Raw genomic sequence first — 13,078 nt, 5'->3', positions numbered from 1 at the left:
GTCACCCCCCGAACGGCCGCCGGGTCTGCCCCTGTTCGCCACCCACCGCCCCAGCACTTGACCCTTAGGTGTTGCCCACCCGGCTCCTCCCTGCCGGGGGCTAGGAGTCCTCAAGGCGGGTAAAAACCTGACCCACCACTGATGCGCGTTCCTATGTCCGGAGGACCCCGTGATCCGAGTCTTGGTCGCTGACGACCATCCCGTCATGCGCTTGGGGCTGCAGCTGATGATCGAGTCCGCTCCCGACCTCGTCCACTGCGGCTCGGCCGCCAACGGTGTCGAAGCCGTGTCGCTAGCACAACAGACCGCGCCCGACGTTGTCGTGCTCGACGTCCGCATGCCAGGTGGAGACGGCATCCACGCAGCCCGCCGGATCCGAGAGCTGCTACCCAACACCGGCGTCGTCATCCACACCTGGCTCGCGTCCGCTGAACCCGCCGCCCAGGCCGCAGGTGCGGACGCCTTCGTCCTGAAAGGCGCCACCCCCCAAACCTTGATCGAGCACATCCGCTCAGCAGACACCACACGTCGAGCCACCAGAGAGCGCACCAGCGAGGCGTAGGTCACGCACGGACCCGGTCGTGACGACCCGTTCACATGCCCTCCTAACCCCCGGCTCTCCGGCTCCCGCACCGAGAACGCAGCATGCGCACGCCCTCATCGCGGGGGCTAGGACGTCCGGTTGACTTGGTGACCCGCAGGGGTTGAAGACATCGCGTGGATCAAGGTCGATATCCGACAGCGACCAGCAGGGTCGTGCAGAAGGTGGTGCCGCCGTTGACCTCGTGGCGCCCAACCCGATGTGGGGCTCGCCAGCTGGAAAGGGAGGCAGTTCGTGCGACTGAAAGTTATCCCACTCTGCGGTAAATCTTGAGGATTCCGGTCCGTACCTGGCGGCGGTTCCTCTGAGATCAGATCAAGTCCCCTGACGTGGTGCGTTCGGTCGATGCTTCACCGGGGCGTCCCCCCTGCCGGCCGCAGGTGCTGCGTCTATCTGGGCGGTGTGACGCGGCTGCACGGTTGGCGCTGCGCATCGGGTCTCGGTAGCCCGTGTCGCCCCGTCCCACAAGACGATCCGCCTGCGGGGACCATAGATCGAGGCGGTGCTGGCGGTTCTCTTGGCCTCTTCGTCCTTCAACTCGGCGGTGATCATGGGGAGGGCGTGCGGTCAGGTCGTTGACCTTGCATCCGTGCCACGTAACGGTCGGCCGACCGTCGTATCGCCGCGGCACCGTCGTCGACGACAACACGGCCCCACCAGCCGCCGTAGACGCGGTCGAAGCGGAACCGTTCGACCCGCGCAGCGATGTTGAGCACCGTCACCTCGTCGAGTGGGATCAGGTTCGGATAGCTCCACATGAAACTGACCCACGATCGGTCCTGGACGACGGTGATCGTGTCGCCTGTCAGCAGAGCACCGCGACCGTCTGATCCTCCTGTCCAGTGCAGCACCGCTGCGCCGTCGAAGTGTCCGCCGATACGGGCGACCGTCAGCCCGGGCACCGGTTCGACGTCGTTCTCAAAAAAGTCGATGCGAGGAGAGGGGCGTTGGATCCATTGCTGATCGGCCTTCGGGATGAGCACCCGGGCATCGAAGGCGTCGGCGATGTCGACGTGTGCGCCGTAGAAGTGGGGGTGCGACATGGCGATGGCGTCGATGCCGCCGAGGTCGAAGATGCGCTGCTTGGCGTCGTCGTCGATCAGCGCCGTGCTGTCCCACAGCACGTTGCCGTGCTCGGTCCGCACGAGCAATGCCCGTTGACCGATGCCGAAGGCCGGCTTCGTGCCGACACCGAACAGATCCCGTTCTTCCTCGCGCAGGTCGGTCTGATGCTCGGTGGCGAGCTCTTGAGCAGTGGTCCACTGTTGGCCTTGCCAACCGACGTACTGTCGCTCGTCCTGACAGATCGGGCACTGTTGAGGCGGGACCTCGGTGTCCGCCTGTTGCACAGCACACGTGACGCAGATCCACGCTGGCATACCCTCTCCTTTCCTCGAACCGCATCGATCGACAGTCAACAACTACAAGACGGGTCGACGTCAAGCCGCTGGTGTGTCACCGCCGTGCGAGCGGACCCCCAACGCACAGGGGTCGGCCACGCTCACGGAGCGCCCACCCGTGCCAAGCACCAGATGACGGTGAAGATCACATTTTTCCACAAGCGGATCGGCACGCGGGCGTGCCACAACGGGATCGCCGTGTGCGTCCACCCTGCCTCGCGGCGACCGGCTCACAGGTCGAGCGTCCTCTTCGCCGACAAGAAACCTGGACGACGACAAGTTGATCCGGATCCCACACTGCTTCACCCCCGGGAGGAGCCCAGGGACGGGAACAACAAGCCCGCCCGTGGAGTTGAGCCTGATGTACGCAACTTTACCGAGTGCTGGTTTGACAAGTTGCACGGGGCTCAGGCACATTGAGTGTGCACGCCTCAACTTTCATCACCAGCCTCCACCCAGCAGCAACCCAGTCACAGGAGAACCCATGTCACGTGCGGTCGGAATCGATCTCGGCACCACCAACTCGGCCGTCGCCGTCCTCGAGGGCGGAGAGCCGACGATCATCGCCAACGCCGAGGGCGGGCGCACCACCCCCTCGGTCGTCGCCTTCTCCAAGAACGGTGAGGTGCTCGTCGGCGAGATCGCCAAGCGCCAGGCCGTCACCAACGTCGACCGCACGATCCGCTCGGTCAAGCGCCACATGGGCACCGACTGGAGCACCAAGATCGACGACAAGAAGTACACGCCGCAGGAGATCAGTGCGCGCATCCTGATGAAGCTCAAGCGCGACGCGGAGTCCTACCTGGGCGAGTCCGTCACGGACGCCGTCATCACCGTGCCGGCGTACTTCGACGACGCCGAGCGCCAGGCCACCAAGGAGGCCGGCGAGATCGCGGGTCTCAACGTGCTGCGCATCATCAACGAGCCCACCGCGGCCGCGCTCGCCTACGGCCTCGACAAGGGCAAGGAGGACGAGCTCATCCTCGTCTTCGACCTCGGCGGTGGCACCTTCGACGTGTCCCTCCTCGAGGTCGGCAAGGACCCGGAGGACGGCTTCTCGACCATCCAGGTGCGGGCCACGAGCGGTGACAACAAGCTCGGTGGCGACGACTGGGACGAGCGCATCGTCAAGCACCTGCTCACCACGGTGAAGAACAGCAGCGGCGTCGACCTGTCTAAGGACAAGATCGCCATGCAGCGGCTGCGTGACGCGGCGGAGCAGGCCAAGAAGGAGCTCTCCTCCTCGTCCAACACCAACCTCAACCTGCAGTACCTCTCGATGAGCGACAACGGCCCGATCCACCTCGACGAGCAGCTCTCGCGGGCCCAGTTCGAGCAGCTGACGGCCGACCTGCTCGAGCGCACGAAGACGCCGTTCAACAAGGTCATCGCCGACGCCGGCATCAAGGTCGGCGACATCGACCACATCGTGCTCGTGGGTGGCTCGACCCGGATGCCCGCGGTCAGCAAGGTCGTCACCGAGCTGACCGGCGGCAAGGAGCCCAACAAGGGCGTCAACCCCGACGAGGTCGTCGCGGTCGGAGCCAGCCTCCAGTCGGGCGTGCTCAAGGGTGAGCGCAAGGATATCCTGCTCATCGACGTCACGCCGCTGAGCCTCGGCATCGAGACCCAGCACGGCCGGTTCACCAAGCTCATCGAGCGCAACACGGCCATCCCGACCAAGCGCAGCGAGATCTTCACGACGGCCGACGACAACCAGCCGTCCGTGCTCATCCAGGTCTTCCAGGGCGAGCGCGAGATCGCGCAGCACAACAAGGGGCTCGGCACCTTCGAGCTGACCGGTATCGCCCCGGCCCCGCGCAACGTGCCCAAGATCGAGGTCACGTTCGACATCGACGCCAACGGCATCGTGCACGTGTCCGCCAAGGACCAGGGCACCGGCAAGGAGCAGTCGATGACCATCTCCGGCGGGTCGGCCCTGCCGAAGGAGGAGATCGAGCGCATGGTCAAGGAGGCCGAGCAGCACGCCGACGAGGACAAGCAGCGCGTCGAGGAGATCGAGGCCCGCAACGCCGGCGAGCAGCTCGTCTACTCGACCGAGAAGTTCCTCACCGACAACGCCGACAAGGTGCCCGCGGCCGAGAAGGCCGAGGTCGAGACGGCCCTGGCCGACCTCAAGACCGCGGTCGGCACCCGTGAGGCCCCCGGCACCGACGTCGCCGACATCAAGGCCAAGACCGCGACCCTCTCCGAGGTGTCGCAGAAGATGGGCCAGGCCATGTATGCCGCTGCCTCCGCCGAGGAGGCCGGCGCCACCGACGGGAGCCAGGACGCCCCCGCCGCCGAGGCCGACGACGACATCGTCGATGCCGAGGTCGTCGACGAGGGCGACGACGCCGCGAAGGACTCCAAGTGACGGACGCACCCCAGGGGCGCGAGCCGCACGACGAGCAGCCGCTCGAGCACGACGAGCTCGCCGAGCCCGGCCACGGTGGCCAGGGCTCGGCGGGCCCCGCCGGCTCGGCCGAGCCCGGTGGCTCCGACGAGTACGACGTGCCGGCCGATGCCTCCGAGCTCTTCGCCACGCCCCAGGCGACGGAGCCGGACGCGGCGCCGGGCGACTACCTCGAGGACCTGCGCCGGGTGCAGGCCGAGTACGTCAACTACAAGCGCCGGGTTGACCGCGACCGGTCGCTGGCCACGGAGGCCGGGGTCCAGCAGGTCGTCGAGGCACTCATCCCGGTGCTCGACGACATCCACCTCGCCCGCGAGCACGGTGATCTTGCAGGCCCCTTCGAGAAGGTCGCCGACAAGCTCGAGGGCGTGCTCGGCCGCTTCGGGGTAACTCGTCTGGGCGAGCCCGGCGTGCCCTTCGACCCGGCGGTCCACGAGGCGCTCCTGCACGTCGAGGCCGAGCTGCCCGCGGGCACCGACACCACGACGGTGGTCACCGTGCTGCAGCCGGGCTGGAAGGTCGGCGAGCGCGTCGTCCGTCCTGCCCGCGTGTCCGTCGCCGACCCCAGCTGATGCCGACCCGACCCAGCCGACCCGAATAGTCAAGGAGCACCATGGCGAGCCAGGACTGGCTGGAGAAGGACTTCTACGCGACGCTCGGCATCGCTGCCGACGCCGACGACGCGGCCATCAAGAAGAGCTACCGCAAGCTCGCGCGACAGCTCCACCCCGACCAGACGGCAGGCGACGCCACGGCCGAGAAGCGTTTCAAGGAGGTCGGGGAGGCGTATGCGATCCTCTCCGACCCCGAGCAGCGCAAGGAGTACGACCAGATCCGCGCGATGTCGCGCGGGGGTGCCCGCTTCACCTCCGGTGGGCAGGGCAGTGGTGGCGGGTTCGAGGACCTGTTCTCCAGCTTCGGCGGGGGCGGTGGCGGTCGCACCCGCTACTCCACCGGTGGGGGTGGGCAGGGCGCCCCCGGTGGTGGCAGCCCCGACATCAACGACCTGCTCGGCAGCCTCTTCGGCGGGGGCGCCGGCGCTGGTGGCTTCCCGGGGGCGGGTGGTCAGCCGGGCTTCGACTCCTACGGCGCCACCCGCGGCCCCCGCAAGGGCACCGATGCCCAGGCGCGCACCACGCTCTCGTTCCGTGACGCCGTGCAGGGCTCGACGGTGACGCTGTCGGCGGCCGGTCACAAGGTGACCACCAGGCTGCCCGCGGGCGTGAGCGACGGGCAGAAGATCCGGTTGCGGGGCAAGGGCAACCCCGGCGGCGCCGGGGCGGCGAGCGGTGACCTGATCATCACCGTCACCGTGCAGAAGCACCCGGTCTTCGGTCGCGACGGGGACAACCTCACGATCGACCTGCCCGTGACCTTCGCCGAGGCTGCCCTCGGCGCGACGGTCCAGGTGCCCACCCTCGACGGCACCCCGGTGCGGGTCAAGGTCGCGCCGGGCACGCCGAGCGGGCGCCAGCTGAGGCTCAAGGGTCGTGGCGTCGTCCGCGAGACCTCCACCGGCGACCTCATCGCGCGTGTGCTGGTGGTCGTGCCGCAGCGCCTCACCAAGGCGGCCCGGGCGGCGATCGAGCAGCTCCAGGCCGACGAGGCGGAGGTGGACCCGCGGGCGGAGCTCTTCGACCGCGCGACGGCGCCGTGAGCTCCGCCGGCTTCGCGGGCGGGACGTCGTCGGGCTTCGGCCCCGACGACGACACCCCGGTCTTCGTCATCTCGGTGGCGGCCCAGCTGGCCGGCATGCACGCCCAGACGCTGCGGCAGTACGACCGGATCGGCCTGGTCTCGCCGTCGCGCACGCGCGGCGGCGGGCGACGCTACTCCGGCCGTGACGTCGCGCTCCTGCGTGAGGTGCAGCGGCTGTCGCAGGAGGAGGGCGTCTCGCTGGCCGGGATCCAGCGCATCCTCGAGCTCGAGCACGAGGTCGGGGCCCTGCGCTCGCGGCTGCTCGAGGTCACGGCGGCCCTGGAGGCGGCCAACGCCCGCACCCTGCCCGGCTCCCGCGTCTTCGCCGCCGGCGCCCGCGGCGAGATCATCTCGCTGCGCCCCGGCGAGCGGGCCCCCCGATTCCTCTCCCGCAGCCAGGCCCTGGTGATCTGGCGGCCGGGCCGGTGATCGAGCACCTGCTGGTTTTCGCCGAGCGCGAGGTCGCCGACGCAGTGGCCGACGGCCTCGACCGACACGCCTACACCGTGCGCGTGCTGCGCGAGACCCTCTCCGGTGAGGACGACGCCGACGGCGCCCAGTGGCTCGTCCACGTCGTCGACGAGCGGGACCTGCCGGCCGTCGACGCCGACGCCGAGCGCCAGCGGCTGAGCGACCTGGCCCGCGACAACGACGGCTGGTACGACGACGACGACGAGGCCGACGGTCAGGCTGCAGTCGCCCCGAACGCCAGCCCGGCGGGCTGAGTGCTGCCGCCCCTGTGGGAGCGACGCGAGACCGCGGTGTCGTGCGGCTTCGATCCCGACTCGCTGACCCTGCGGTCGGCGCGACGCCGGACGGCGGAGGCTGGGTCGGGTCGTGAGGTGGTCATCCCCGTCTACGCCCACCGAGAGGGTGGTGACGGCTCGAGCCCGCCCCTGCTCGGCGTCCCCGTACGACTGGCGCCCGGGCGAGCCGTCGCTGCCCTCACGCCGCTCTATCCTCCCGGGCTCGGCCCGCAGCGCCAGCTCTGGCTGGCCGCCCGGGTCGCCGCCGGGTCCCCTGGCGCCGTCGGTACGAAGCAGGGGTGGACGCGGGTGCTCGTGTCTCGCCCGGGCCTCGGGGCGTGGGTCGCGCTCGTGCTGCGCGACGCCGACTGGCTGCTGCTGCGCGCTGCCCTCGAGGCGCGACCGGTCGACCCGCAGGTGCCGCAGGACGCCCCGGCCGAGCACGTGCTCGCCCGCCACCTCGCCCGGCTCGACGGACTCGACGGCTCGGCCGGCGCGGACTACTGGGGTCGGCTCGCTCTCGAGGTGGTCTCGGTGCGGGTGCCTGGTCGGCTGGCCGACAGCCTGTCCCTGCGGTGGACGGCGTGCTGGGGGCGGGCCGGGTTCGGCGCCGGGTCCGCCGGCCGGGAGACCGGGTCGGGCGACCGCCAGACCCTGTCCGACCTCACGCAGCACCGGTTCGTCGTCCGCGGGCGGCCCTTCCGCCTGCGGGCCCTGCCCGACTGGGAGCGTGAGGAGTCGGCGCTCGACCTCGCGCTCCCGGCAGGGCTCCTGGTGGCGTGGAGCACGACTCCCGTCCCCGCGATCGTGCAGCTCTTCGGCGACCGGGCGCCGGCCGCGGCCCCTGACCCGCTGCGGCCCGGGCGGGGGGCGGCCGTCGGGCGCTGGCCGGGCGCCGCACCGCAGGACCGCGACGCCTGGCCGGGCCCCGGACCGCAGGACGCCCGCTAGCGTGGGGTGATGACCGACCTGCAGGAGCACCCCGCACCACACACCCCCGCACCGCGCACCCCGGCACCGGGCTCGTTGTACGAGCACATCCGGGTCGAGCGCGAGGGCGCGGTCGTGACCATCACCATGGCGCGGCCCCAGCGGCGCAACGCGCTCTCCGAGGCCCACCTGCGCGAGCTGCTGCGCGCGGTGACCGAGACCGCTGAGGGGGACGCGCTGGCGATCGTCCTCGCGGGTGAGGGGCCGGTCTTCAGCGCGGGCCACGACTTCGCCGACGTGGCTGCCCGGGACATCGACGGGGTCCGCGACCTGCTGCGGCTCTGCACCCGCGTGATGCAGGCCCTCGAGGCCGCCCCACAGGTCGTCGTCGCCCGCGTGCACGCGCTCGCCACCGCCGCCGGCTGTCAGCTCGTGGCCTCCTGCGACCTCGCGGTGGCGGCTGAGTCGGCGGGCTTCGCGCTGCCGGGCGGCAAGGGAGGGTGGTTCTGTCACACGCCCGCCGTGCCCGTCGCGCGCTCGATCGGGCGCAAGCGACTGATGGAGATGGCGCTCAGTGGTGACGTCGTGCCCGCGACCACGGCCGCGCAGTGGGGGCTGGTCAACGAGGCCGTCCCCGACGACGAGCTCGACGCCGCCGTCGCCCGGCTCGTGGCCCGGGTCACCCGGGGGAGCGCCTCGGCGAAGGCGCTCGGCAAGCAGACGATCTACGCCCAGCTCGACCGTCCGGAGCGCGACGCCTACGCGGTGGCCCTCGAGGTCATGGCCGGGGCGAGCCAGTCGGCGTCGGCTCGCGAGGGGATGGACGCGTTCCTGCAGAAGCGGCCCGCGGTGTGGCCCGGCTGACCCCTGCTGATGCTGTTGCCTCCCGAGGGGGAAGCGACAAGGGATGAAGTGTTGCTGATTGTCCGTGTTGGGCTTATTGTCAGGTTGCGTACGTTCGTAGCCTCCGGTTTCCCCGGCGACGTGGTGGTCAGCCGCACCGCCGTGGGCGCCTCTGCCTCACGGAGCCCCCATGCTCGATCACCAGCCCGGCCCCTCCCTGTCCTCGTCCTCGTCCAACGCCTCGGACGCCTGCGAGCCCGGTCGGCCTGACCTCGAGGGCACCTCGGTCGAGCTCGACTGGGTGGGCCTGGCCCGGGTCGACTCGCGCTCGGCCCACCAGCCCCGCCGCATGCTGCCCACCGACCGCAGTGTGCTGCTGGGCCCGGCCGCACGGGCCCGTCTCGCCGCCCGCCCGCCCACCTCGACCGGCGCGGGTCACGAGCCCGCCGAGCCCTCGTGGGCCTTCTTCGGCGTGGCTCCCTCGTCGATCGCCTCCGCTGTGGCCCGGGCGCCCGTCGCGCCCCCCGCCGTCGTCTCGGCGCGGGAGGCCCAGGACCTGATGGCCGCCCGGGTCGAGGCCTCGGGACTGCGGGCCGCCACGGCCCAGGCTGCGGCCCTGACCTCGCCTCCCGCCGCGACGACGCCTCCCGGGGTGCCGTCCATCCCCGCCGCGCCGCCGGTCGGGGGGCTGCCGGTCCTCCCCGCGCCGCCCTCGGTCCTCGAGCTGCCCGTCCTGCCCGACCCGCCCGACCCGGGTCGCCGGGTGCCGCGGGCGCCCGTGACCACCTGGATCGACTCGGGCTACGCCGCGGTCGCCGCCACCGTCGTGCCCACGCGGCCCGGGGTCTTCACGACCGACCCGGTCCTGCACCTCGCCCGTCGGGCGACCTTCGGGCCGCGACCGGGCGACCTCGACGACATCCGCACCCAGGGCATCGACGGCTGGATCAGCCGTCAGCTGCTCCCCGAGACCATCGTCGACGCCGTCGCCGACCAGGCCTGGGGGCTCTTTCCCCTGGCCGGTGCCAGCCGGGACGAGATCCACGCGGCCCTGCCGTCGCACTCCTGGGATGCGGAGTGGATGACGGCGCAGGCGACGCTCGCCCGGCAGGTGCTCTCGCAGCGGCAGCTCTACGAGCAGGTCGTCGACGTGATGACCGCCCACCTGCACGTGGCGATGCCGTGCGAGGCGTGGGACACGGCGCCTTCCTACCCCATGCAGGTGATCCGACCGTATGCGCTGGGCCGCTACCGCGACATGCTGCTCGCCGCGATGCGCCACCCGGCGATGCTGCAGTACCTCGACAACGACTCCTCGTCGCCGAGGGTCGGCGACGAGCACCTCGGGCGTCTGCTGCTCGAGCAGCACACGGTGGGCGCCTCGGCCGGCTACAGCGAGGCTGACGTCACGGCCAGTGCGACGGTGCTCAGTGGACGCTCGGTGGCCGACGGCCGGTTCGCCTACCAGCCGGAGAGCCACCGGACCGGGCCGGTGTCGGTCCTGGGCTGGTCGTCGGCCAACGGCACTGCGGCGGGCGGCCTCCACGTCGGCGACGACTACCTGACCTACCTCGCGGAGCACCCGTCGACGGCGCGCACCATCGCGCTCAAGCTGGCCGTGCGCTTCGTCAGCGACGAGCCGCCGGCGAGCCTGGTCGACCGGATGGCCGCGGCCTACCTGTCGCACGACACGGACCTGCGGGCGGTGCTGGACTGTCTCTTCCGCAGCCCGGAGTTCTGGGCGTCGACCGGTCAGCAGTCGCGGCGCCCCCTCGAGGACGTCGTCGGGGCGGCGCGGGTGCTGGACATGCGTCCCGGGCCCGGTACCCGTACGGTCATCGAGACGCTCTTCTGGGTCGTGCGCGCGGCCAGCGACCCCGTGGTCTGGGACCCACCCGGGGGCTATCCCGGTGTGGTGGCGGCGTGCGACGACGCGGGCGGCCTCATCACCCGCTGGACGCTCTACCGCGCCCTGGTCAACGACTGGTGGCAGGGGATGACCGTCACCCCGCTGCTCGACCTCGCTCCCGTGGGTCCGGGGACGACCGCCGGAGAGTGGATCGACGCGCTGAGCCGGCGGCTGCTCGGCCAGACGATGACCACCGACCGGCGCGACGCGATCGTGGCCATGGCCGGCATCGGGCCCTCCGACCCGGCCGACCTGGCCTCGGCACACGCGTGGACCCTCATCCCGCTCGTCCTCGACACGCCCTACTTCCGGCTGCGCTGACCGGTCCAGCCCCCTTGTGTGGTGTCCGGTTAGGGCATATTGTCGGTTTACGCACGTCGCATCATCCGGTCCCCCACGGAGAGGTTCCTCCCTCGCCGCCGGCGCACGTGCCCCGGCCTGACGGAGCGCCCCACATGCCCGAGCACGACGCCTGCCCAGCGCCTGCCCCCGACCTGGAACCGGCGCCCGACCTCGACCCTGACGGCGCCCCCGCCCGACGCACGCTCGTGCGGGGCGTCCTCGGGCTCGGCGTGCTGGGTCTCGCCGCCGCCGCGCCTCGTCACCCGTACGCGGCCGAGACCGCGGCCTTCGCGTCACCGCCTGCTCCCTCGTCGCCGCTCGCGCACTCTCAGCCTGCCCAGCCCATCCGCAGCTCCCAGCCCATCCGCAGCGCCCAGCGCACCCAGCACACCCAGCCGGCCCAGCCGGCCCAGCCGGTCAGGTCGGTCAGGTCAGCCCAGCCGGCCCGGCCCACCCGCCGCACCCCGGCCGAGCCCACCCGCCCGGCCCCGCGCAAGCCCCACGTCGCCGTGCCGGACTCGGCTCCGGCCCAGGTGGCCTCGCGCTCGGCGCCGCAGGTGGTCGCCGGCCGTGCGGCGGCGGAGCAGGTGGCCGCCACCGCCACCGCGCGGGCGCACGCCCAGGGTCTGGCGGCGGCCGCCAGCGTCGCGCGCTCGCCGCGGGTGGTCTCCACCTCGACACCCGGCACGACCGTCCCCGTCGCTCACGACGCCGCCCCGAGCCGGGTCCCGATGCCAGCGGGATTCAGCCCCGGCTACGCCGCGGTCGCCCGGTCCACTGCGCCGACGAAGCCCGGCATCTTCACCACCGACCCGGTGCTGCACCTGGCGCGGCGGGCGACCTTCGGGCCACGCCCCAGCGACATCACCGACATCCGCACGCTGGGGATCGACGCGTGGCTGAGCCGGCAGCTCGCGCCCGAGACCATCCCCGACACCGCCGCCGACCAGGCCTGGGGGCTCTTTCCGCTCGCGGGCGCCTCGGCCGCCGACATCCAGGCGGGGCTCCCGTTGTATTCCTGGGACGCAGAGTGGATGACGGCCCAGGCCACCCTCGCCCGGCAGATCCTCTCGCAACGACAGCTCTACGAGCAGGTCGTCGACGTGCTGGCCAACCACCTGCACGTGGCCGTGCCGTGCGAGGCGTGGGACACGGCCCCCTCCTACATCACGCAGGTGATCCGGCCGTATGCCATGGGCCGCTACCGCGACCTGCTGCTCGCCGCGATGCGTCACCCGGCGATGATGCAGTACCTCAACAACGACGTCTCGTCGAAGGCCCTCGTCAACGAGAACCTCGGCCGCGAGCTGCTCGAGCTGCACACGGTCGGCTTTGGAGCGGGCTACACCGAGGCCGAGGTCGTCGCCAGTGCCAAGGTGCTGACCGGCCGCATGGTGAGCAACGGCCGGTTCGTCTACCGACCGGAGTACCACTGGACCGGGCCGCTGTCGGTGATGGGATGGTCGTCGACGAACGCCACGGCCGCCGGTGGTCTCGCCGTCGGTGACGACTACCTGACCTACCTGGCGAACCACCCGTCGACGGCGCGCACCATCGCGCGCAAGCTGGCCGTGCGCTTCGTCAGCGACCAGCCGCCGGCGAGCCTGGTCGACCGGATGGCCGCGGCCTACCTGGCCCACGACACCGACCTGCGCGCGGTGCTGGACTGTCTCTTCCACAGCCCGGAGTTCTGGGCGTCGACCGGTCAGAAGTCGCGGCGTCCCCTCGAGGACGTCGTGGGTGCCGCGCGGGTGCTCGACATGCGGCCCGGTCCCGACACGCGCGCCGTCATCGAGACGCTGTACTGGGTGGTGCGCAGCAACGGTCACGCACCCCTCGGCTGGGACCCACCCAACGGCTATCCCGACGTCGCCGCCGCGTGGAACAACGCCGGCAACCTCGTCAACCGCTGGACCATGCACCGAGCCCTGGTCAACAACTGGTGGCAGGGGATGACCGTCACCGCGATGCTCGACCTCGTGCCGCTGCGGGCCGGCCTGACCGCCGGGCAGTGGGTCGACGAGCTCAGCCTGCGGCTGCTCGGCCAGAAGATGACGACCGCCCGTCGCGACGCGGTCGTGGCGCTGGCGAACGGCATCGCGCCGACGGCGCCGGCGGTGGAGGCCTCCTGGTACGCCTGGACGCTCATCCCCCTGATGCTCGACTCGCCCTACTTCCAGCTGCGCTGAGCCC

General features: G+C 71.5%; 11 protein-coding genes. 10 read left to right on the top strand and 1 reads right to left on the bottom strand.

Features of this window, described 5'->3' with window-relative positions:
* Positions 1–181 precede the first annotated feature (181 nt).
* The gene (locus V3N99_10100) at positions 182–562 is read left to right on the top strand and encodes a response regulator transcription factor (GenBank protein MEO3937097.1); all 381 of its coding nucleotides are present in this window, start codon (positions 182–184) and stop codon (positions 560–562) included.
* 587 nt (positions 563–1,149) lie between these two features.
* Here V3N99_10100 and V3N99_10095 read toward each other — a convergent pair.
* Positions 1,150–1,980, bottom strand: a complete 831-nt coding sequence (locus tag V3N99_10095) for an MBL fold metallo-hydrolase (GenBank protein MEO3937096.1) — start codon at positions 1,978–1,980, stop codon at positions 1,150–1,152.
* Between the two features lie 505 nt (positions 1,981–2,485).
* On the opposite strand from V3N99_10095, the gene dnaK reads away from it, so the two are divergent.
* The 9 genes from dnaK to V3N99_10050 all read left to right on the top strand — a co-directional run bounded on the left by dnaK (position 2,486) and on the right by V3N99_10050 (position 13,074).
* A complete protein-coding gene (dnaK, locus tag V3N99_10090) occupies positions 2,486–4,378 on the top strand; it encodes a molecular chaperone DnaK (protein MEO3937095.1) in 1,893 nt (630 codons plus the stop codon).
* Positions 4,375–4,989 carry a nucleotide exchange factor GrpE gene (grpE, locus tag V3N99_10085; GenBank protein MEO3937094.1) on the top strand — a complete coding sequence of 205 codons (615 nt, stop codon included), beginning with the start codon at positions 4,375–4,377 and terminating at the stop codon, positions 4,987–4,989. The genes dnaK and grpE overlap by 4 nt, the downstream gene beginning before the upstream one ends.
* Positions 4,990–5,030: 41 nt before the next feature.
* Complete coding sequence (locus V3N99_10080; GenBank protein MEO3937093.1) at positions 5,031–6,074, top strand: DnaJ C-terminal domain-containing protein; 1,044 nt, start codon at positions 5,031–5,033, stop codon at positions 6,072–6,074.
* Entirely contained in the window at positions 6,071–6,544 is a 474-nt protein-coding gene (locus V3N99_10075) for a MerR family transcriptional regulator (protein ID MEO3937092.1), read from the top strand. Before V3N99_10080 ends, V3N99_10075 begins: the two co-directional genes overlap by 4 nt.
* On the top strand, positions 6,541–6,840 hold the full coding sequence (locus V3N99_10070) for a ribonuclease E inhibitor RraB (GenBank protein ID MEO3937091.1): 300 nt from the start codon (positions 6,541–6,543) through the stop codon (positions 6,838–6,840). The genes V3N99_10075 and V3N99_10070 overlap by 4 nt, the downstream gene beginning before the upstream one ends.
* Positions 6,841–7,812, top strand: coding sequence for a hypothetical protein (locus V3N99_10065; protein ID MEO3937090.1), 972 nt, complete (start codon positions 6,841–6,843; stop codon positions 7,810–7,812). It begins immediately after the preceding gene.
* Positions 7,813–7,821: 9 nt separating this feature from the next.
* Positions 7,822–8,655, top strand: coding sequence for an enoyl-CoA hydratase-related protein (locus V3N99_10060; protein ID MEO3937089.1), 834 nt, complete (start codon positions 7,822–7,824; stop codon positions 8,653–8,655).
* Between the two features lie 169 nt (positions 8,656–8,824).
* Positions 8,825–10,864 (top strand): DUF1800 domain-containing protein, encoded by a 2,040-nt coding sequence (locus tag V3N99_10055; protein MEO3937088.1) that lies wholly within the window; start codon positions 8,825–8,827, stop codon positions 10,862–10,864.
* Positions 10,865–10,998: 134 nt separating this feature from the next.
* On the top strand, positions 10,999–13,074 hold the full coding sequence (locus V3N99_10050; GenBank protein ID MEO3937087.1) for a DUF1800 family protein: 2,076 nt from the start codon (positions 10,999–11,001) through the stop codon (positions 13,072–13,074).
* Positions 13,075–13,078: the final 4 nt, after the last annotated feature.

It is taken from the genome of Dermatophilaceae bacterium Soc4.6, assembly GCA_039889245.1.
In the GTDB taxonomy this organism is placed as follows: Bacteria; Actinomycetota; Actinomycetes; order Actinomycetales; family Dermatophilaceae; genus Lapillicoccus.
Note: the sequence above shows the minus strand (reverse complement) of the source record. Positions and strands in the feature narration are given on the sequence as shown.